Below are 18,817 nucleotides of genomic sequence, written 5' to 3' on the forward strand. Positions count from 1 at the left end.
TTGAGTTATGTCGAAAGCAGAACAGCGCGCGCAGATGTCCGAAGGCGCAGGATTTATCGCAGCACTGGACCAAAGCGGCGGTTCAACCCCCAAAGCGCTGGCTTTGTATGGTGTTGAAGCATCGGATTACGGATCAGACGAAGAGATGTTCGGCGAGATTCAGAAGATGCGCGCGCGGATCATTCTGGCTGACGATTTCACCAAGGATAAAGTGATTGGCGCGATCCTGTTCGAACGGACTTTGGGTGAAGAAATCGACGGCAAGAAGGTTGCGGATTACCTTTGGTCCGAAAAAGGCATCGTGCCGTTCCTGAAAATCGACAAAGGACTTGAGGATCAGGCCAACGGTGTTCAGATGATGAAGCCAATTCCGGGGCTGGCTGAGACGTTGGCCAAGGCGGATGGTGTTTTTGGCACCAAGGAACGCTCAGTTATCCACGAAGCAAATGCTCAGGGCATTGCCGACGTTGTCGCGCAGCAGTTCCAGGTCGCACGCGTGGTCACTGATGCGGGAATGGTCCCAATTGTCGAGCCTGAGGTAAACATCCACTCGGAAACCAAGGCCGAAGCTGAGGATATTCTGAATTCAGAAATCCTGAAGAACCTGGATCAATTGGCCGAGGGTCAGGAAGTGATGCTGAAGCTGACCATACCCAGCCAGGCCAACCTTTATGATGAGGTAGCGGATCACCCGCGCGTCCTGCGTGTTGTGGCGCTGTCCGGCGGATACTCGACCGAGCAGGCCTGCGACCTGCTTGGCCAAAACAGCAAGATGATCGCGTCGTTTTCGCGCGCACTGACCGAAGGGCTGTCCAAACAGCAATCTGACGCAGAATTTAACGCAGCGCTCGGCGGGAATATCGACAATATCTTCCGCGCCTCGGTCTGATAGTGGGGTAATCTATTCGGGCTTGATGAAATCGCGGCGCAATTGCGCCGCTTTTTCGCGCAAGCCACATCCGTTGGCGTGATCATTGATCAACCCCATGGCCTGCATAAAGGCAAAGATCGTGGTGGGGCCTACGAATTTCCAACCGCGTTCCTTCAGATCTTTCGACATCGCAATGGATTCTGTCGATGTGGAAGCGCTTTGCGGGGCGGGTGGCGCCGTAGGCTCGTACCTCCAGACATAAGCGGCCAATGATCCCTCGTCAGCGATTAGGTCCTGCACGCGGCGGGCGTTGTTGATCACGGCTTCAATCTTGCCGCGGTGTCGCACGATGCCTTTATCGTCCAGAAGTCGATTGATATCTGCATCAGAAAATTCTGCTATCTTGTTGAAATCAAAATTTCTAAACGCTGCCCTGAAGTTCTCGCGTTTTGACAGAATGGTGCGCCAACTCAAGCCTGACTGAAAGCTCTCGAGGCAGAGTTTCTCAAACAGTCGTCTGTCATCGGAAACCGGATATCCCCATTCGTTATCATGATAGTCAAAGAATTCGGGGGCGGCGTTGCACCACGAACACCGAGGTTTTCCATCTGGGCCCGTTGCCAAATCGTTCATGAATGTACCCTTTTTGTTCTCCGCGAGGATAAGCGACGCGATTGTTTGAAATCAAGCACTCAATCGGTTTGACGATACCAATTCAGAATGAAGACACGAATGGCCGAAGCCAGTCCGGTTTCCGGGTCTCGCTCTGCATCAATATTTGCCGCCAGGACATTGATTGGGATATCTTTTTTCCGCGCGATGTCACGAAAGGCTTGCCAGAACTCATCCTCAAGCGAAACGGATGTTCGATGACCTTGCAAGGTCAGGGAGCGTTTGACAGGACGTCCACTCATTCGTCGACCTTGTGACCGTCAAGGTCCCGGCGCTGCCGGTCTTGCTGCAGCTTTACAACGGTCCTGTCGGCTTTGGATTGCCCGTGTTTCGCAGCGTTTGCATCCGCGCGGGCCTTTTTTTCAGCCCGCGCTTTTTCTTTTCGAAACCGGTTCAGGTTAACCGGTTTACCCATCAGCCCTTGGGTCCAATCATATGCTCGGGCCGCACAACCGCATCAAACGTCGCCTCATCCACAAAGCCCAACGCAATCGCTTCTTCCTTAAGTGTTGTGCCGTTCTTGTGCGCTGTTTTGGCGACGGTCGTGGCGTTGTCATACCCGATTGTCGGTGCCAGAGCAGTCACCAGCATCAGGGATTCCTTCATCAGCTTGTCGATGCGTGGCTCGTTGGCTTTGATGCCCAACAGCATCCGCTCGGTAAAGCTGTCGGCTGCATCGCCGAGCAGCTGGATCGACTGCAGCAGATTATAGGACATCATCGGGTTGTAGACGTTCAACTGGAAATGGCCCTGCGAGCCTGCAAACTTCATTGCTGCGTCGTTGCCCATCACATGTGCGGCCACCTGAGTCAGCGCCTCGGCCTGTGTCGGGTTCACCTTGCCTGGCATGATGGACGAACCGGGCTCGTTTTCGGGCAGAATAAGCTCACCCAATCCTGAGCGGGGCCCCGAACCCAACAGACGGATATCGTTGGCAATTTTGTAGCAGGAACCGGCGATCGTGGCCAACGCGCCCGACAGGAAGACCATGGCATCATGTGCGGCCAGCGCTTCGAATTTGTTCGGCGCGGTCACAAAGGGCAGGCCGGTGATATCGGCCATATTCTTGGCGACAGCCTCATCCCAGCCGCCATGCGTGTTCAAACCGGTACCCACAGCAGTACCGCCTTGAGCCAGTTCATAGATACCGGGCATTGCAGCTTCTACGCGCGCAATACCCTGACGGATTTGGTGCGCATACCCGCCGAATTCCTGTTCCAACGTCAACGGCGTGGCATCCTGCGTATGGGTGCGGCCGATCTTGATGATACCGGCAAACTCTTTTGCCTTGGCTTCCAGCGCCGAGGCGAACTTCTCAAGCCCGGGCATCAACACATCTCGCACACTCATCGCTGTGGCGATGTGCATCGCGGTGGGGAAAGTATCGTTCGAGGATTGACCCATATTGCAGTGATCATTCGGGTGAACGGGATCTTTCGAGCCAATCTCGCCACCCATAATCTCAATCGCGCGGTTCGCAATGACCTCGTTCGAGTTCATATTGGATTGCGTGCCCGAGCCGGTTTGCCATACGACCAGAGGAAAGTTGTCGTCAAACTTGCCTTCGAACACTTCACCGGCCGCTTGTATGATCGCGTCGGCGATCTTGGCGTCCAGCTTGCCGATGGCTTTGTTTTCAATTGCACAGGCCTTTTTGATCACACCCAACGCGCGCACGATGGCGACGGGCTGCTTTTCCCAGCCGATGGGGAAGTTCATGATCGAACGCTGCGTTTGCGCGCCCCAGTACTTATCGGCAGGCACCTCAAGCGGGCCAAAGCTGTCGGATTCAGTGCGGGTTTGAGACATCGGTCGCTCCGGTCTGGTATGCAGTCGTATGCCGTTTACCCGCAGCAAGGCTGTGGCGCAATCGGCCAGTTGAGCGCACCTTAAACTTGGGCCGCGCAAAGGTATAGACGCGGCACAGCTACAAATAATTTCTGTTAGCGAAAACAGTGCCATTGTACGTCGGCGGGCTAAAGTTAAGATGGGACAATAACCCTGACGGAGGCAACCATGCGCGTGTCACTTCTCAAAAGCCCTTTGTATACGCTTGCGTTATTGTTTGCCGCGAGTTTTTGGCTGGCAGTATTTGTGCAACACGCTCAGGCGACGGGAATCGAGCCGTTCGTGGGCGACTATACCGGTTCGGCCGACGTTGTTGATGCGGATGGTACGGCGACCCCTCGGGATATGAGCGTTTCGATTCAGGAAATTAAAGGGGGCTTCAACGTGAGTTGGACCACCACGACTTACAAAGCCGACGGTCGCATCAAGGATGAGAAATACTCGGTTGATTTTCAAAGCTCGGATCGGCCCGATGTTTATTCTGCGGCCATGAAGCGTAATGTGTTTGGCCACGAGGTGCCGCTTGACCCGATGAAAGGGGAACCCTTTGTTTGGGGGCGGATCGAAGGAGATACTCTGACGGTGTTTTCGTTGTTCATAGCCGAAAACGGTGGCTATGAGCTTCAGCAATTTGACCGGACACTAGCTGATGGTGGGCTCGACCTGTCATTTTCCCGGTTTCGCGATGGGGTTAAGTCGCGCTCGGTCGAGACATTCCTTCAAAAAGAATAAACCCCGCATCAAGCGGGGTTTTCTGGTCATTTCCGGAAGCTGTCCAGCGAGACCACGTCCGCATCATGCTGCGGTTCTGCCTCTTCGGCCTCAAGCTCAATCGGGGCCTCTTCCGTCACATGGATCTCTTCGTCCTCGTCTTCCGGGCTTTCAAAGCGCAAGCCAAACTCAACCGAAGGATCCACGAAGGTCTTGATCGCCAGATAGGGGATGTAAAGCGGTTCCGGCGCATCCCCGAAATTCAGCGTAATCGAAAAGCCATCGTCACCGACTTCGAGGTTTTCGAACCAGTGCTGCATGACAATCGTCATCTCGCCTGGATAGCGCTCACGCAGCCAATCAGCCAACTCAACGCCCTCATGCCGTGTATCAAAAGTGATAAAGAAATGATGCGAACCGGGCAGGCCGGTTTCGGACACGTCGGTCAGGACGGTCTTGATCAGGCCTCGCATGGCCGTGTGCATCAGATTCCCGTAGTCGATGTCTTGCGACATGGTTGATCCTCGAAAGTGGTTAATCCCAGCATAGTTCATTCGGACGGAAACGAAAGGCTGTGCTGGGCTGTATTGATTACAAAATCTGCATGCCTAGTCCGGCCAGAACCATGATACCAAGTGTGGTTGCTAAACCGGATTTCATACGAAAAATCAACAGGCCAGCCAGAACGGTCAGCACAAGTGCGCTGAATTCAAGCGACGAAGGGTCGGGTAGGGGGAGAGAAACTGGTCCCCAATGCCACCCCGGAATTGAGGTGAACAAGACGTTTAGCCCGAACCACACGGAGAGGTTGAGAATCACTCCGACGACCGCAGCTGTGATTCCGTGCATCGCGGCCCCAAGACGCGGACGCTCGGCGATTCTGTCCAGATGCGGGGCTGCAAGAAAAATCCACAGAAAACACGGTACAAACGTCGCCCATAAAGCGACAATGCCCGCCGCCAACGCCAGCGAGGCGCCTCCGGCAATCTGACCGCTAAGCATGGCCACAAACTGAGTCACCAGAATCAGTGGCCCAGGCGTGGTTTCGGCCAGACCTAGCGCGTCGATCATCTGGTCCGTGCTGATCCATTGGTAGGTTTCGACCACGGTCTGGGTCATATAGGCCAGCACCGCATAGGCACCGCCAAAAGTTACAACCGCAAGGCGGGCAAAGAACCAGCCCAGATCGCTGAGCAGTTCCTGACCGCTCAAAGACAGCACAAACAACGGCCCCAGCCAAAGGATAAGCCAGAAAACCGCTGTGCGAACAGGATTGGCAAGTGTTGGGCTGGCTTGAACGGCAACGGGCTTGTCGTCTTTCGAAGTCACGAATCCCCAAACGGCAGCGCACAGGATGATTAGCGGGAAGGGCAGGTTGAAGACAAAGATCCCCAAAAAGGCGAGGCCTGCGATAACCCGGTGCTCGACGTCTGTAAGCGCTTTCTTCGATAGGTTCCGTAATGCTTGCAGGACGATGATGATCACCGTGGCCTTGATGCCCAAGAATCCGGCTTGAACCAAAGGCAATGTACCATAGGCCGCATAAAGCAAAACCAGCAGCGCGATCACCAGAGCACCCGGTAGTACAAACAAACTTCCTGCGATTAACCCACCGGCCACTCCGCGCAGCCGCCATCCTGCATAAGTGGCAAGCTGCATGGCCTCGGGACCCGGCAACAGCATGCATAAGGAAAGCGCGCGCAGATAGGTCTGTTCGTCCAGCCAGGGGCGCCTTTCAACCAGCTCCTGATGCATCAGCGAGATCTGGGCGGCGGGGCCGCCGAAGGACAGCAGCCCGATGCGCCCAAACACCCTGATCAACTCGTGATATGAAGGGGTCATCTGCCGTGACCCGCGGGCCAGTCATGCGTCTCGCTAGAGCCATCGCGCGCCCAGCGATAGAGTGCATCATAGATGTGCAATCCAGCCTGCAATTGCTGCTGGTCATCCCGATACTGGCGTGACAAGCCGACTGAAAGGGCCAGCAACCCGGCGGCCTCAGGCGCCAGATCGTGCCTGTTTGTATCGGCGGCACGTATGATCGTCGCCATGCGGTCCAGAGGCTCAGATCGAAGCTTGAAGTCATCCAGCATCGTATCAAAGGTGCAATTGTCGCCGCGATGGCTCCAATCAGTTCCTTCAACATCAAAGGGTGTGGCACCGAAGTGCTCGGCAACCCCCTGAATTTCATCCGGTGCTACAAACAGGAACCGAGCGCGCCTGTCGACAAACCTGCGGATCAGCCAGGGGCACGCGATGCGATCAATCTTGGGGCGATGCCGCGTCATCCAGACCGTGTTGCCTTTTGCAACTGCAGGAAGGGCAGGCACAGGCACGACCATTGCGCCCGGCATAGCGCGCCAGGCGAACATTCCACCTTCCAGAAATTCTGCCACCACCCCTTCAGCCTGCAGCCATGAAACAACGCCCTGACTCAGCTTTTTGCCTTTCTGGCAAATTACTACGCAAGAATGATCGCCGGTATGATTTCTTATGCCATCAACATTTTGATATGGCATTCGGAATGCGCCGGGTATGAGGGAGGGATCATCGTCGAAATCCCCATCTGTGCGCACATCAAACAGGATAGGAGCCTGAGGCGTACCGATCAGGCGCAAGAGTTGTCGGGGTGTAATTGCATTGGGGGCAGCCATTGCATGTTTCCTTATTGCTTTGGATACATGCGAACTTGGGCTGCCGCCTCACGGGGTGTTCGCAAGCTTACCCCTTGATCCTCTGCTAGCGCGCAAATGCGGGATGGGTCAAGCTTGCGGTCAAGTTTATCAGGCCCAGTCCAACCTTTGCCCGGTCATGCAAACCGGCAAGGTATCTTGGGGGAACTGGCCCAGTTGTTCGAAAAGCGAAATGAAATCAAACTGATTATAGGCCTCGACCATTTTGTCCCCTTTGAAGCGCGCCATGACTTGTCCGGTAACTTCAAGCGGGGCACCGTTATCGGCCCGGAAAGTGCGGACATGCAGAATACCCGAGACCCAATCACCATTTTCGATGATCTTCGGCAGTTCGACTGTGATCTCGCCCAGAACATGACGAAACGCCATGACCAGATCGCGAAAGTCGTCCGCGCCAACCTGCATTTCGGGTATCAACCCTTCGGCCATCGTATCCGGGGCAAAAAACTGATCGATTGCATCGGTATTGCCTTGTTCCCAGACCTCTGAATACCACGCCCTAAGCCTGTCAGAATTCGTCATCTCAGCCCTCCTGTCGCTTGTTCAGGAAGATGAAGCAGAGAAGTGAATAAACCCTGAATCCCAGGTGAGTTATGGGCATGGAGCAGACATAATCGGTAAAATGCAGGTTTCTGTTGCCAGGTACCTGCGAACCCCGCCTTACGCGGCTAGGCGCAAGGGCTTAAGTTTCGGTCTTGCTACTGCTTACGCAGCAACTGCAACCGGAGCACGATTGTCGTTTGCAATTGTACTAGTTTCGCCGGTAACGGTGGCAGACAGCCGAGACAAAGCTAACCCCTTTAGACGTTCGTCGATCCTATTTCGGCCCCATGATCCTCAAACGAAGGATGTTGGTGGAGCCGCCGGGTACCGCCCCCGGGTCCGATCCGCTTATTACGAGCGCGTTTATGTCCATAGTCCCGAAGGACCCCTCATATATAGGTTAGGACGTGGTCGGATGCAAACCCGGAATGCTAAGGTTGACTTGTATCAAATTCAATAAGTTAAGCAGCTCTGTTCAAGTTGGCGAGAATAAGCCAAAGGGCCAGAACAAGCTCGATTCCACCAAAAGTCAGCGCCTTGACGAACGGGGGATTATCCAGCGCCAAAGACACAAACCGGCCCAACGCCGCCCCTGCATAAACAACGCCCAGCATGGCATATGCCATCGGTGTGTTGAGCCAGAGAACCACGGCACCTGTCACCACGAACAACCCGCCAACCGAGGCTCGCATCTCACTAAGTCCCATGGTGCTTTTGGTGGGGGCTAGGTCCAGCGCGTTGGCTGTGTAGGCCGGGGCCAGAAATCCGAACAAACCAAAGCCGATGGTCAGCAAGGCGGCAATCACGTTAAGGGCTGTGATCATGGACTTTTTTCCCTTTTTGCTCTGCCCGCAGAGTCTAGCGCAGCACTATGTAAAGAAAAGCATCTAAATCGCTGACCACAAGCCTATAACTCCGACCGCGATCAGGCTGAGAGCCCAGACAAGTTCCAGATTGAACCAACTGCGTGACAGAAATTGAAGGCCCAGCCAGCGATAGACGGCGAAGGCCAGAATGCCCCCGCCAAGGATCATGGCGGCTGTGTGAAGTGCAGCGACCGTCAGTACGAGCAGGCCATTGCTCGCCATGATCTGAGAGACTGCGATCTGGCCCGTTTCCAACTCGTCTGATCCACACAATCCAAGATAAATCGGAACCAACATCAACGCCGCGCCGTGTGCCAGCGCAACGAGGAACGACCAAAGTGCCAATTTGCTTGGCGGTACGCGCGACAACATCCGGGGATGCCGGCGTGTTATGGCGATGTAAACACCCATTGTGATCACAATCAGCGCAGCACCGATACGAATTTCGCGTTGATATTCAACCAGAACTGCCATCATAGCAAATGGCAGTAGGACCCCCAGCATGGCGACGAAATGACCACCAGCCAGGGCGGTCAATGCGCGCCACAAAGCTGATGGCCGTTGTTCCATCAGCGCCGAAGATACCGCAAGCGGCCAGCCCATTCCGGGATTCAGGCCATGATAAGCGCCGCTAAGCACAACGGCCAGCCAGAGACCAGCCGTTGATGTCATCAGAGTCTCCAACTCAGACCGATGGGTAGCAGAAACTATCGGTAGAACAGTCTCCACCCTCAAGCCGGATTTGGTGGGCCCGATATCCGTCGGGGAAGTCGACCCAGAACTTCGGATCCAATGTCAGGCCTCCGTTTTCGCCAACATCCGCCTTGACCATCGCAGCCCCGCGTTCACCGGGATAGAACTGATCATCCCAAGTGGAATAAAGCGAATTGGTCCAATATACCCGCTTTCCGTCGCGGCTGATTTCAACCATCTGCGGCCCGTAACCAAAGTCTTGCCCGTTGGGATGTTTTGTTTTCTTGACGATCCCCCCGATCTCGACTTTGCCCGCAAGGGTCGGGTTCATCGGATCAGAGACATCGTATTGATGCATCTCACCCGTACCCCAACAGGCCACATAAAGGTATTTATCGTCCAGGCTGAGGTCGATATCCGTGACCAGTGGCGGAACGGCAGAGAAGCCTTTCAGCAATTCAGGCAAGTCATCTGGATCAGCGGGCTGCGGATCGATCGTGATGGTCTTCTTGGCCTCGAAGGTGCCATCATCATTACGCCACCAAGTAAAGATCGCGCCCTGCAGGTTGGTCGTGTCAACCACCACACCACAGAACCCATATTGTTTGACCGGATCGTGAGCGGGCCGGATTTCCAGGGCCATCTGGTGATTTTCACCCAGATCGATGGTCTGAATATTGGTCCGGCTGCGCAGGTTCCAGAAATGGATGCTGTGCCCGTATTTGTTCGAAAGCAGATCCTCGGCCACGATGCCGTTTTCGAATTGCGGAGGCAGCCCCCATTCCGAACTGACCATATAGTCGCGTGGCAGGTTCCACCAGAAATCGTAGTGTTTGTCTTGGATACCTCGCTCGATCTCGTAGCGCCCGATGATCTCGAAGCTCTCGCAATCCATGATGAAAATGCCCGGAGGACCGTCCGTGCCGTCTTCGCCACCGCCTCCAAGCGTGCTCACGTAGATCCCCTCCGGTCCGCAATGGATCGTGTGCGGGCGGGAATATCCAGTTTTTGCAAAAACTTCTTCGGGTTCGATGATCTTGTGTATCTTGGCCTCAAGCGGGTTCTTGACGTCGATAATGTAGATCCGGCTTGATCGTATGCCAGGAACAATGAGGTAGCGGCGTTCCAGAAACGCATGGCCACTAAGCGGTGACAGCGCAGAGGAACAAGCGTTCCACCCAAAATGGTGAAACTCATCGCCTTTCTCTGGCATGATCACTTGATGGACAATTTTTCCGTAATCATCCGAAGTCGGATCCACGTTCACGACGGCCAAACCGTCTGGTTGGGAAAAATCAGGGCTTAGCATCAACGTGAATGCAAGCGTTTCAGTGGGGCCCTCCATCGCCAGTTTGGCTGATGGGTAAAAGGTTGGGTCCGGTCTTTGGTTCATAACGTCCTCCCGTAAGTCATTGATCTTCAATACATGTTGGAAGTTCCGGTCTTAACGCCGGATGTCATGCTGCCTGCTCGGGCACCTCGCCGTCCTTCGTTCCTTTTTGCCTGTGGTCAGGCGGGTTTGCGTCGTCTTTCGGCCACGTCCTGCGCCAGTTGCCGTGTATAGGCCTCAAGTTTGATCAATGCCGCATCGACCGGGCCGGCATCACGCGCTTCCAGTGCGTCTGTGATGTCACTGTGGAGGGCGATGATCTCTTCGCGGGATCGAGCCGTGAACGTAATCATGTTCATCAGAGGTTGCATAGCCTCGACCGCACCGGCCAATTGGTAGGACAGAACGGGGTTGCCCGCGCCATCCACAAGCGCGCGATGAAAGGCGACGTCGGACGCGCAGAAAGCCTCATCTGTGAGACCTGGTTGCGCCTGACGAAAAATCTCGGCCCGCATGGTGGCGAGTTGATCCGCGGTACGACGTTGTGCCGACAAAGCAGCGCATGCACGTTCGAGCGCATAACGCGCTTCGCATGCGGTGTCGAAACTGACTGCGTTCATCGACAGCAGCAGTGTCGAGGTTGTGACTTGTTGGGAATAGGCGTCCTCAAAACTCAGTCGGTTCACAAACGCACCACCCGATGCCCCGCGTTGCGTGCGGATAAGGGACTGCGCTGCCAGGCGTTTCAGTGCTTCGCGAACCGTAGGCCGTGATACTTTGAACTGATCGGCCAACTCAGATTCTGAGGGCAGACGCTCATCTACGATCAGCCGACCCGAGATAATTGCGTCCCGGATCGCCTGAGCAATTTGAGCGGATAGATCTGCAGTACTCTGAGGGTCGATTTTCATGGTTGTTTTCGGCGATGCGTAATTTTTATTTGTCTGACATTTAAAAGTCTGACATTTGAAAAGCAAGAGAGTTGAGTCGGGAGGAGCAAGTGAGTCGCTCAATTTTCCGCAGCGCGCTTTGGTTGGGCTTCTACATCACGATCCTTTGGTCGTGGTGGATGATGGTCTCGATGAGCCGCGATATGGACGTGGACTGGATCGGTCGACCTGGACCGATGGGTCAGGCGATGGCGGCCATGGATCCGCGTATGGACATGTATATGCCCATGGCCGAGTTCGGCCCACTTTTCTGGATGTGGGCGATCATGATGGCGGCCATGATGCTGCCGACTTTGGTGCCCACGTTGCGCAGTTATGATGATCTGATCCGCAGCGCGAACGGTACGCGGGCAGGGTGGCTGGGCGTTCTATCCGGATACTTCATAGTTTGGGTGGGCTTCGCTGCGCTGATCACTGGCCTGCAATTGGCGCTGCTGTTTGGCGGCGCGGTTGATATGTTGGGAATCGCTAAATCGCCATATCTGGCCGCCGGCCTGTTGATCGCCGTGGGTGCCTTTCAGTTTTCTCGGGCGAAAGAAGTCTGCCACGGTGTTTGCCATGCACCGATGACGTATTTTCTGGGCCACTGGAAAACCGGATTCGGCGGCGGTGTACGCATGGGCGTTGGACTGGGTGCGTTCTGTGTCGGTTGCTGCTGGGGCTTCATGGCGTTGGGCTTTGTCGGCGGCGTCATGAGCCTGCTCTGGATGGGGCTGGCGACCCTGTTCATGGTATTGGAAAAACTTCCCCAGATCGGGCACGCCGTGACCCGTCCTATGGGATTCGTCTTGATTGCGGGTGGTTTTGCACTGCTCGCTCATCACATTGTTTACGGAGGATAAGTCGATGGCTAAAAATAGAAAACCGGATGCAGACAAGCTGCCGGTCAGTCAAAGAATTGACAGCCGGATGCCAAATCCCAAGCGGCGTGAGATGAGCCCGACCGATTGGGCGGTTAAGGGTGAACTGATCCTGAATTGTTCGTGCGACGTATTCTGCCCATGCGTGGTTTCGCTGGGTGCACACCCTCCGACCGAAGGGCATTGCCACGCGTGGATGGGTATCGCGATCGACGAAGGCCATTACGAAGGCGAAGATTTGTCCGGTCTGAATGTAGGTCTGCTGGTTGATATCCCCGGACGCATGGGCGAAGGCCAGTGGAAAGTCGCGGCTTATGTGGATGAACGTGCCAGCGGCAAGGCTTATAATGGACTGTTGCAGATATTCAGCGGTCAGGCAGGTGGCACAACCGGGCTGTTCACTATGTTGGTCAGCGAGATCATAGGGGCTGAACGTGCACCGGTTCAGATCGAAAGGGACGGCACCAAACGCCGGATCATGATAGGGCGCAAGATTCAGGGTGAGATCGAAATGCTGGCGGGCAAAGACCCAGAGCACCCGGTGATGGTTTCAAATTCGAAATACTGGATGGGGCCGGACATCATTGTAGCAAAAGGCACGAAATCCAAGTTGCGCGACTATGGTCGCGTATGGGACTTCGGCGGCAAGTCAGCCGAGATCTGCCCGATTGACTGGCACGGGCCTAAGTAATGATAACCGGTGCCTATGCCCGTGAAATGGCGCGATATAACCACTGGCAAAACAACCAGTTAAAGAGCTTTCTCAAAGCTCTTTCAGACGAAGAATTGGCACGGGATCGCGGCGCTTTTTTCGGGTCGATCATGGGAACTGCCAATCATCTGCTTTGGGGGGATTGGATCTGGATTTCCCGGTTTGACAAGGGACCGGGGCCAGGTGGTGGCATTCCTAAGAGTGTCTCGATCTGCACTGGCATGGCCGACTGGCTGCCGCTGCGCGATACGATTGACGCCCGTATTGCGAGATGGGCCAATACGTTGGGGGATGATGTCCTGAGCGGTTCGTTCACGTGGTACTCGGCTGCAAAAGAGAACGACGTAACAAAGCCTTACGGGCAATGCGTCATTCATATGTTCAATCATCAGACGCATCATCGCGGACAATTGCACCAAATGCTGACCGAGGCTGGTTCGCAGGCACCTGTCAGCGATCTTGTCTTTCTGCCAGAGGATTTCTGACATGGCAGTCATCTCACCGAACCGGCGCGTGCGCAAAACCCCATTCACTCCGGGCGTCGAGGCCGAAGGCGTCACAGGGTATACCGTTTATAATCACATGCTGCTTGCGACGGTTTTTGAAAGCATCGAGGCTGATGCGGCGCATCTGAAACAGCATGTACAGGTCTGGGATGTCTCGTGTGAGCGGCAGGTACAGATCAAAGGCCCGGATGCGTTGCGGCTGATGAAGATGCTCAGCCCGCGCGATATGGACAAAATGCAGGCGAACCAGTGCTATTATGTGCCGATAGTAGATCACAATGGCGGCATGCTGAATGATCCTGTTGCGATCAAACTGGCGGATGATCACTATTGGTTGTCGGTTGCCGATGGTGACCTTTGGCAATTTGCTCTGGGAATCGTGATTGCGCTGGGGCTGGATGTCGATATTTCTGAGCCGGATGTGTCGCCCTTGGCGGTACAAGGCCCCAAGGCGGACGAGCTGATGACGCGCGTCTTTGGTGATGAAGTCAGGGATATAAAGTTCTTTCGATATAAACGGTTAGCGTTTGAAGATACATCTTTCGTCGTCGCCCGGTCAGGCTGGTCGAAACAAGGCGGGTTTGAGATATACGTCGAAGGGACGGATTATGGCATGCCACTATGGGACACGCTGTTTTCTAATGGCCGAGACCTGAACGTGCGGGCAGGTTGCCCAAACGGGATTGAGCGTGTTGAAAGCGGTCTGTTGAGTTTCGGGTCGGACATGCGGCGGGAGAATACGCCCTATGAATGCGGGCTAGCACGGTTCTGCAATTCTCCGCTGGATTATATCGGCAAAGCCGATTTGGCGGATCAGGCGAAAAACGGTCCGCCCCGGCAGATCCGTCCGCTTGTCATTGAAGGTGAGATCGGACCGTGCACCGAATCTTGGCCGCTGATGGCCGGGGGCCGGCAGGTCGGGCAGGTGGCTTCGGCTGCGTATTCACCCGAGTTTGGAGTGAATGTAGCCATTGGAATGGTCGACCGGTCCCATTGGGCGCCAGGTACGCGGATCGAATTGATGACCGAACATGGAATGCGATGGGCCGAAGTGCAGGAAAAATTCTGGCGCTAAGCCCTTGTTTCAGGAACACAGCCGATTGAGGCAATAGAAGGAGTAAGTTCATGTTTAATGCACTTGTCGTTGAAAAAGATGAAGAAAGTGGCCTCGCAAGCGCTTCGGTGAAGCAGATTTCTCTGGATGCGCTGCCGGATGGAGAAGTGACGATCGCCGTTGAATATTCAACGGTGAACTACAAGGACGGTCTGTGCATGTCGCCCAAAGGCGGTGGTCTGGTGCGTAGCTATCCTCATATTCCGGGCATCGATTATGCGGGCACGGTCGAGCAGTCCTCGGATGCACGCTACAAACCTGGCGACAAGGTCGTGCTGACGGGTTGGCGCGTAGGTGAAGCGCATTGGGGCGGCTATTCACAAAAAGCAAACGCGCGGGCAGATTGGCTGGTGCCGTTGCCGGATGGGTTGGATACACGGCAGGCGATGGCAGTTGGCACTGCCGGGTTCACCGCTATGCTGGCCGTCATGGCGCTGGAGGATCAAGGTTTGCAGCCGGGTCATGGCCCGGTGTTGGTCACAGGTGCCGCAGGAGGTGTCGGCTCGGTCGCGACGGCCATTTTGGCCCATCTGGGCTATGAGGTTGCAGCTGTGACCGGGCGTCCTGAAACCGAAGAATACCTGAAATCACTGGGTGCAACCACAATTGTCCCGCGTGACGAGTTGAACGAGACCACCAAGCGTCCGCTGGAAAGTGAAACTTGGTCCGGATGTGTCGATGCGGTGGGCGGAGCGATGCTTGCCCGCGTGCTGGGGCAGATGAAGTATGGGGCCTCGGTAGCTGCGGTTGGCCTTGCCGGAGGTGCGGCGCTGCCCGCGACCGTGATCCCATTCCTGCTGCGCGGTGTAAATTTGTTGGGCATCGACAGCGTGATGCAGCCATATGACAACCGGGTCCGTGCCTGGAAGCGTATCGCGACCGATTTGCCTATGGATAAACTTGAGGCGATGGTCCATGCAGCAACCCTTTCTGATCTGCCCCAGTTGGGAGTGGACATCCTGCAAGGTCAGGTAAAAGGGCGCGTCGTGGTAAACGTGAACGCTTGATAGACAAAACAGACAACGGATCGGCCGGAGCATGCATCCGGCCGACCCAATTGTCGGGAATGAGGCCGAAATGCCGGAAACAGTTCTGGCCATTGCCACATTTCGTGACCATGATTGCTATACATCCCATTTGTGATGGCTTAAGACCCATCCGAACATCACCTGAAGACGGGGAGTGAGCAGCATGTCTGATGATTTCGAACTCGATACCGATGATCTGAAACGCCGCATGGACGGTGCCATGGCCAACCTCAGAACCGAATTCGCTTCGCTGCGGACCGGTCGTGCATCGGCTTCAATGCTTGAGCCCGTCATGGTCGATGCTTACGGCGCGATGACTCCGATCAATCAGGTTGGTACCGTGAACGTCCCTGAACCGCGCATGGTAACCGTGAATGTTTGGGACAAGGGCCTCGTCGGCAAAGTTGAAAAGGCCATTCGGGAAAGCGGTTTGGGTATTAACCCGCAACTGAATGGTACCATCATCATGCTGCCGATTCCCGAACTGAACGAAGAACGCCGTCGCGAGCTCGGCAAGGTCGCGGGTCAATATGCAGAAAGCGCACGGGTTTCGATCAGGAATGTGCGCCGTGATGGCATGGACCAGATCAAAAAGGCCAAGGCAGACGGCATGTCCGAGGACGATCAGAAATTCTGGGAAACCGAGGTTCAGGAGCTGACGGATACCATGATCAAATCCGTCGATGATGCGCTCGAGACCAAACAAGCCGAGATCATGCAGGTCTGAGCCTCGGATATGCCAAAGGATCCCGATACCTCTCCGATTGCAGGGCCGCGCCACGTTGCTATCATCATGGACGGCAACGGTCGCTGGGCACAGTCGCGCGGGCGGCCTCGATTGTTTGGCCATCATGCAGGTGCGCGCCGCGTCCGTGAGGTGGTCGAGGCCTGCCCGGGTTTAGGGATCAAGTATCTGACAGTATTTGCGTTTTCGACTGAAAACTGGAAACGCACTCAGGTCGAAGTTGCAGGCCTGATGAGCTTGTTTCGCCGTTACATCGTCAAAGAGACCAAGACCTTGAAAGATAACGGCATTCGGGTCCGTTTTATTGGGGATAGAGTTCGGCTGGATGCCAAGCTGACCGAGCTGATGGATACGCTTGAACGCGAAACACAGAACAACGACCTGGTTCATCTAACCGTTGCCTTGAACTATGGCGGTCGTGACGAGGTGGCGCGCGCGACCAGACGTTTGGCACGTGACGTGGCCGATGGCATTCTGCGCCCCGAGGACGTGGACGAGGAAACTCTGCCCAAATATCTGGACACGCGCGTTCTGCCTGACCCCGATTTGGTGATCCGTACCAGTGGTGAAGCGCGGATTTCGAATTTCCTGCTGTGGCAGTCTGCCTATTCCGAATACGAATTCATCGATACTCTGTGGCCTGATTTCACCGCTGCAGAACTAGAACGGCTGTGCCGCAACTATGGATCGCGTGAACGGCGGTTTGGAGCGGTCCCGGCATGAGTGATGGCCGATGGTCTGATCTGACTGCCCGGGTTTTGTCGGCTTCGGTTCTTGTGACTATTGCGGCAGTCGAAGTTTGGCTAGGCGGCCTGTGGTTTGAGATATTTATCGGCACCGTCTGCGGTCTGATGATATGGGAACTGATCCGGATGATCGACCCAGAACGTCAGGGTGTCGCGATTCAGCTGGCGATACTGACCGGGTTCGCCGTGGTCCTAAGCTATCATCTACCACCGCTATACAAGCTTCCATGTTTGGTGGCCCCGGCATTGGTAGGAGCAGGACAGATCAACCGTGCGCGCGGGATATACGTCCTGTTTGCCCTTTGGATCGCGATGTCGGGGCTGGGATTCATATCGATCCGAGAAAACCTGGGATTTGGATGGATGGTTTGGCTGATCCTTGTGGTCGTGGCCACGGATGTCGCCGGGTATTTTGTGGGCAAAACGCTTGGCGGACCTAAGTTTTGGCCCAGAGTTAGCCCCAAGAAGACATGGTCCGGTACGGTTGGAGGCTGGGTTGCCGCCGCGCTGGTCGGAACAGTTTTTGCGCACTATGCCGGTTTCGGCATTGCTTTTATCGTTGTCTCGGTTCTTGCCTCTATGGCCAGCCAGATCGGTGATATTGTTGAAAGCGCGACAAAACGTGGCTTTGGCGTTAAGGACAGCTCAAACCTTATACCCGGCCATGGCGGGTTTCTGGATCGGTTTGATGGGATGATGGGCGCGTCAGTCTTTGTGTTGCTCGCAGGGCTGTTTTACGCGCCCGGAGGTATGTGATGCGAAGGGTATCCATATTTGGCGCGACTGGTTCCATTGGCCAGAATACGATTGATCTGATCGCAAGAAATCCGAATGCCTATGACGTGGTCGCGTTGACCGGTGGACGCAACGTCGCGCAGCTTGCACGCGATGCGGTGCGCCTGGATGCAGACGTGGCGGTGACTGCGTTTGATGACAAACTCGATGATCTGCGTGACGCATTGGCCGGCAGCAGAGTGCGAGCGGCTGCGGGGCAGGCCGCTCTGATCGAGGCCGGGGCGCGACCGGCGGATTGGGTGATGTCTGCAATTGTCGGTTCCGCAGGACTGGCTCCGGGGATCGAAGCGTTGAAACAAGGGGCGACACTCGCGCTTGCCAACAAGGAAACGCTGGTTTGTGCCGGGCCGCTGGTTCTGGAAACGGCTCGGGCGCATGGCGCCACGCTATTGCCCGTGGATAGCGAACATTCGGCAGTTTTTCAGGCGCTTGTGGGCGAGGATATGACTAGCGTCGAACGGATCATTATCACCGCAAGCGGTGGAGCGTTCCGGGATTGGCCGCTTGGCGATCTGGCCAAAGCAACTGTTGAACAGGCATCGAGTCATCCGAACTGGAACATGGGACAGCGGATTACGATCGACAGCGCATCTATGTTCAACAAGGCATTGGAAGTTATAGAAACCAAAGAATATTTTGGCGTTAACCCATCGAATATCGAAGTCCTCGTGCACCCCGAATCCATCGTTCACGCACTGGTCGGATTTCAGGACGGCGCCTTGATGGCACATCTGGGGGCTCCGGATATGCGCCATGCCATCGGGTACGCGCTGCATTGGCCCGAACGACGCGATTTACCAGTTGCGCGTCTGGATCTCGCGCAACTGGGTCAGTTGCGATTTCATGCACCGGATGAAGCGCGTTACCCGGCTTTGCGTCTTGCCCGCGAAGTGATGCAGCGCGGCGGCTTGTCCGGTGCGATCTTCAACGCCGCCAAAGAGCGCGCATTGGACCACTTTATAGAAAACCGGATACGTTTTTTGGATATGGCAGACACGGTGTCGGCCGTGTTGGAGCGCTTTGAGGCCTCAGACAGCCTGATTGATGCACCATTGACCCTTGATAATGTACAGCAAACGGACCATCTCGCACGTCAGTGGGTCGATGAAACCGTATTGGAACGAGCAGGATAGA

Annotated in this window: 23 protein-coding genes and 1 other RNA gene; 11 read left to right on the forward strand and 13 right to left on the reverse strand. The window is 55.4% G+C overall.

The genetic code is table 11. The features are described 5' to 3' along the window. The first annotated feature begins 7 nt into the window (after positions 1-7). Positions 8-889: a fructose bisphosphate aldolase gene (locus ACR0I1_RS02045; protein ID WP_480704746.1), complete on the forward strand. Its 882-nt coding sequence runs from the start codon at positions 8-10 to the stop codon at positions 887-889. 12 nt (positions 890-901) lie between these two features. On the opposite strand, the gene ACR0I1_RS02050 is transcribed toward ACR0I1_RS02045, so the two are convergent. The 4 genes from ACR0I1_RS02050 to fumC are packed head-to-tail and all read right to left on the reverse strand — an operon-like array spanning position 902 to position 3,352. Then, positions 902-1,504 carry a DNA-3-methyladenine glycosylase I gene (locus ACR0I1_RS02050; RefSeq protein WP_480704748.1) on the reverse strand — a complete coding sequence of 201 codons (603 nt, stop codon included), beginning with the start codon at positions 1,502-1,504 and terminating at the stop codon, positions 902-904. Positions 1,505-1,563: 59 nt separating this feature from the next. Continuing rightward, on the reverse strand, positions 1,564-1,785 hold the full coding sequence (locus tag ACR0I1_RS02055) for a ribbon-helix-helix domain-containing protein (protein ID WP_170405591.1): 222 nt from the start codon (positions 1,783-1,785) through the stop codon (positions 1,564-1,566). Beyond that, positions 1,782-1,958: a DUF4169 family protein gene (locus ACR0I1_RS02060; RefSeq protein WP_170393154.1), complete on the reverse strand. Its 177-nt coding sequence runs from the start codon at positions 1,956-1,958 to the stop codon at positions 1,782-1,784. The genes ACR0I1_RS02055 and ACR0I1_RS02060 overlap by 4 nt, the downstream gene beginning before the upstream one ends. Then, a complete protein-coding gene (gene fumC, locus ACR0I1_RS02065; protein ID WP_480704750.1) occupies positions 1,958-3,352 on the reverse strand; it encodes a class II fumarate hydratase in 1,395 nt (464 codons plus the stop codon). The genes ACR0I1_RS02060 and fumC overlap by 1 nt, the downstream gene beginning before the upstream one ends. Before the next feature lie 207 nt (positions 3,353-3,559). On the opposite strand from fumC, the gene ACR0I1_RS02070 reads away from it, so the two are divergent. Then, the gene (locus ACR0I1_RS02070; RefSeq protein WP_170421470.1) at positions 3,560-4,123 is read left to right on the forward strand and encodes a hypothetical protein; all 564 of its coding nucleotides are present in this window, start codon (positions 3,560-3,562) and stop codon (positions 4,121-4,123) included. Positions 4,124-4,149: 26 nt separating this feature from the next. On the opposite strand, the gene ACR0I1_RS02075 is transcribed toward ACR0I1_RS02070, so the two are convergent. From ACR0I1_RS02075 to ACR0I1_RS02115, 9 genes are all read right to left on the reverse strand, one after another. Further along, positions 4,150-4,617, reverse strand: coding sequence for an SspB family protein (locus tag ACR0I1_RS02075; RefSeq protein ID WP_170393151.1), 468 nt, complete (start codon positions 4,615-4,617; stop codon positions 4,150-4,152). 76 nt (positions 4,618-4,693) lie between these two features. After that, positions 4,694-5,944 (reverse strand): chromate efflux transporter, encoded by a 1,251-nt coding sequence (gene chrA / locus ACR0I1_RS02080; protein ID WP_480704752.1) that lies wholly within the window; start codon positions 5,942-5,944, stop codon positions 4,694-4,696. Then, complete coding sequence (locus ACR0I1_RS02085) at positions 5,941-6,756, reverse strand: chromate resistance protein ChrB domain-containing protein (RefSeq protein ID WP_480704754.1); 816 nt, start codon at positions 6,754-6,756, stop codon at positions 5,941-5,943. The genes chrA and ACR0I1_RS02085 overlap by 4 nt, the downstream gene beginning before the upstream one ends. A gap of 129 nt (positions 6,757-6,885) precedes the next feature. Continuing rightward, complete coding sequence (locus tag ACR0I1_RS02090; RefSeq protein ID WP_480704756.1) at positions 6,886-7,317, reverse strand: ester cyclase; 432 nt, start codon at positions 7,315-7,317, stop codon at positions 6,886-6,888. 99 nt (positions 7,318-7,416) lie between these two features. After that, positions 7,417-7,763: a transfer-messenger RNA gene (ssrA, locus tag ACR0I1_RS02095) on the reverse strand. A 36-nt stretch (positions 7,764-7,799) separates the two neighbouring features. Then, on the reverse strand, positions 7,800-8,162 hold the full coding sequence (locus tag ACR0I1_RS02100; RefSeq protein WP_170625938.1) for a DUF4345 family protein: 363 nt from the start codon (positions 8,160-8,162) through the stop codon (positions 7,800-7,802). A 63-nt stretch (positions 8,163-8,225) separates the two neighbouring features. Next, complete coding sequence (locus tag ACR0I1_RS02105; RefSeq protein ID WP_170421484.1) at positions 8,226-8,876, reverse strand: hypothetical protein; 651 nt, start codon at positions 8,874-8,876, stop codon at positions 8,226-8,228. Positions 8,877-8,889: 13 nt separating this feature from the next. After that, positions 8,890-10,290 (reverse strand): selenium-binding protein SBP56-related protein, encoded by a 1,401-nt coding sequence (locus ACR0I1_RS02110; protein ID WP_170393145.1) that lies wholly within the window; start codon positions 10,288-10,290, stop codon positions 8,890-8,892. Positions 10,291-10,406: 116 nt separating this feature from the next. After that, entirely contained in the window at positions 10,407-11,138 is a 732-nt protein-coding gene (locus ACR0I1_RS02115; protein WP_170732135.1) for a FadR/GntR family transcriptional regulator, read from the reverse strand. A gap of 89 nt (positions 11,139-11,227) precedes the next feature. Here ACR0I1_RS02115 and ACR0I1_RS02120 point away from each other — a divergent pair, with 89 nt between their 5' ends. The 9 genes from ACR0I1_RS02120 to dxr all read left to right on the forward strand — a co-directional run bounded on the left by ACR0I1_RS02120 (position 11,228) and on the right by dxr (position 18,816). Further along, the gene (locus tag ACR0I1_RS02120) at positions 11,228-12,019 is read left to right on the forward strand and encodes a DUF2182 domain-containing protein (RefSeq protein ID WP_170562820.1); all 792 of its coding nucleotides are present in this window, start codon (positions 11,228-11,230) and stop codon (positions 12,017-12,019) included. Between the two features lie 4 nt (positions 12,020-12,023). After that, on the forward strand, positions 12,024-12,728 hold the full coding sequence (locus ACR0I1_RS02125) for a DUF1326 domain-containing protein (RefSeq protein WP_480704758.1): 705 nt from the start codon (positions 12,024-12,026) through the stop codon (positions 12,726-12,728). Next, complete coding sequence (locus tag ACR0I1_RS02130) at positions 12,728-13,234, forward strand: DinB family protein (protein ID WP_480704760.1); 507 nt, start codon at positions 12,728-12,730, stop codon at positions 13,232-13,234. Before ACR0I1_RS02125 ends, ACR0I1_RS02130 begins: the two co-directional genes overlap by 1 nt. A gap of 1 nt (position 13,235) precedes the next feature. After that, the gene (locus ACR0I1_RS02135) at positions 13,236-14,330 is read left to right on the forward strand and encodes a dimethylsulfoniopropionate demethylase (protein WP_170510029.1); all 1,095 of its coding nucleotides are present in this window, start codon (positions 13,236-13,238) and stop codon (positions 14,328-14,330) included. A gap of 50 nt (positions 14,331-14,380) precedes the next feature. Beyond that, positions 14,381-15,376 carry an acryloyl-CoA reductase gene (acuI, locus tag ACR0I1_RS02140; RefSeq protein ID WP_480704762.1) on the forward strand — a complete coding sequence of 332 codons (996 nt, stop codon included), beginning with the start codon at positions 14,381-14,383 and terminating at the stop codon, positions 15,374-15,376. 184 nt (positions 15,377-15,560) lie between these two features. Next, a complete protein-coding gene (frr, locus tag ACR0I1_RS02145; protein WP_170393138.1) occupies positions 15,561-16,124 on the forward strand; it encodes a ribosome recycling factor in 564 nt (187 codons plus the stop codon). A 9-nt stretch (positions 16,125-16,133) separates the two neighbouring features. After that, entirely contained in the window at positions 16,134-16,865 is a 732-nt protein-coding gene (locus ACR0I1_RS02150) for an isoprenyl transferase (protein WP_170421502.1), read from the forward strand. After that, positions 16,862-17,644: a phosphatidate cytidylyltransferase gene (locus tag ACR0I1_RS02155; protein ID WP_170393136.1), complete on the forward strand. Its 783-nt coding sequence runs from the start codon at positions 16,862-16,864 to the stop codon at positions 17,642-17,644. Before ACR0I1_RS02150 ends, ACR0I1_RS02155 begins: the two co-directional genes overlap by 4 nt. Beyond that, positions 17,644-18,816, forward strand: coding sequence for a 1-deoxy-D-xylulose-5-phosphate reductoisomerase (gene dxr, locus ACR0I1_RS02160; RefSeq protein ID WP_170405627.1), 1,173 nt, complete (start codon positions 17,644-17,646; stop codon positions 18,814-18,816). Before ACR0I1_RS02155 ends, dxr begins: the two co-directional genes overlap by 1 nt. The last annotated feature ends 1 nt before the right edge of the window (position 18,817 follow it).

It is taken from the genome of Ruegeria sp. B11 (assembly GCF_056539785.1).

What these genes read in the sequence shown, in the direction of transcription:
- acuI (WP_480704762.1), top strand. Translation starts at nt 14,381, where the DNA reads ATGTTTAATGCACTTGTCGTTGAAAAAGATGAAGAAAGTGGCCTCGCA.
- ACR0I1_RS02105 (WP_170421484.1), bottom strand. Translation starts at nt 8,876, where the DNA reads ATGACATCAACGGCTGGTCTCTGGCTGGCCGTTGTGCTTAGCGGCGCT.
- ACR0I1_RS02110 (WP_170393145.1), bottom strand. Translation starts at nt 10,290, where the DNA reads ATGAACCAAAGACCGGACCCAACCTTTTACCCATCAGCCAAACTGGCG.
- fumC (WP_480704750.1), bottom strand. Translation starts at nt 3,352, where the DNA reads ATGTCTCAAACCCGCACTGAATCCGACAGCTTTGGCCCGCTTGAGGTG.
- ACR0I1_RS02070 (WP_170421470.1), top strand. Translation starts at nt 3,560, where the DNA reads ATGCGCGTGTCACTTCTCAAAAGCCCTTTGTATACGCTTGCGTTATTG.
- ACR0I1_RS02045 (WP_480704746.1), top strand. Translation starts at nt 8, where the DNA reads ATGTCGAAAGCAGAACAGCGCGCGCAGATGTCCGAAGGCGCAGGATTT.
- ACR0I1_RS02050 (WP_480704748.1), bottom strand. Translation starts at nt 1,504, where the DNA reads ATGAACGATTTGGCAACGGGCCCAGATGGAAAACCTCGGTGTTCGTGG.
- ACR0I1_RS02125 (WP_480704758.1), top strand. Translation starts at nt 12,024, where the DNA reads ATGGCTAAAAATAGAAAACCGGATGCAGACAAGCTGCCGGTCAGTCAA.
- ACR0I1_RS02130 (WP_480704760.1), top strand. Translation starts at nt 12,728, where the DNA reads ATGATAACCGGTGCCTATGCCCGTGAAATGGCGCGATATAACCACTGG.
- ACR0I1_RS02085 (WP_480704754.1), bottom strand. Translation starts at nt 6,756, where the DNA reads ATGGCTGCCCCCAATGCAATTACACCCCGACAACTCTTGCGCCTGATC.
- ACR0I1_RS02150 (WP_170421502.1), top strand. Translation starts at nt 16,134, where the DNA reads ATGCCAAAGGATCCCGATACCTCTCCGATTGCAGGGCCGCGCCACGTT.
- ACR0I1_RS02060 (WP_170393154.1), bottom strand. Translation starts at nt 1,958, where the DNA reads ATGGGTAAACCGGTTAACCTGAACCGGTTTCGAAAAGAAAAAGCGCGG.
- ACR0I1_RS02100 (WP_170625938.1), bottom strand. Translation starts at nt 8,162, where the DNA reads ATGATCACAGCCCTTAACGTGATTGCCGCCTTGCTGACCATCGGCTTT.
- frr (WP_170393138.1), top strand. Translation starts at nt 15,561, where the DNA reads ATGTCTGATGATTTCGAACTCGATACCGATGATCTGAAACGCCGCATG.
- chrA (WP_480704752.1), bottom strand. Translation starts at nt 5,944, where the DNA reads ATGACCCCTTCATATCACGAGTTGATCAGGGTGTTTGGGCGCATCGGG.
- ACR0I1_RS02075 (WP_170393151.1), bottom strand. Translation starts at nt 4,617, where the DNA reads ATGTCGCAAGACATCGACTACGGGAATCTGATGCACACGGCCATGCGA.
- ACR0I1_RS02155 (WP_170393136.1), top strand. Translation starts at nt 16,862, where the DNA reads ATGAGTGATGGCCGATGGTCTGATCTGACTGCCCGGGTTTTGTCGGCT.
- ACR0I1_RS02055 (WP_170405591.1), bottom strand. Translation starts at nt 1,785, where the DNA reads ATGAGTGGACGTCCTGTCAAACGCTCCCTGACCTTGCAAGGTCATCGA.
- ACR0I1_RS02115 (WP_170732135.1), bottom strand. Translation starts at nt 11,138, where the DNA reads ATGAAAATCGACCCTCAGAGTACTGCAGATCTATCCGCTCAAATTGCT.
- ACR0I1_RS02090 (WP_480704756.1), bottom strand. Translation starts at nt 7,317, where the DNA reads ATGACGAATTCTGACAGGCTTAGGGCGTGGTATTCAGAGGTCTGGGAA.
- dxr (WP_170405627.1), top strand. Translation starts at nt 17,644, where the DNA reads ATGCGAAGGGTATCCATATTTGGCGCGACTGGTTCCATTGGCCAGAAT.
- ACR0I1_RS02135 (WP_170510029.1), top strand. Translation starts at nt 13,236, where the DNA reads ATGGCAGTCATCTCACCGAACCGGCGCGTGCGCAAAACCCCATTCACT.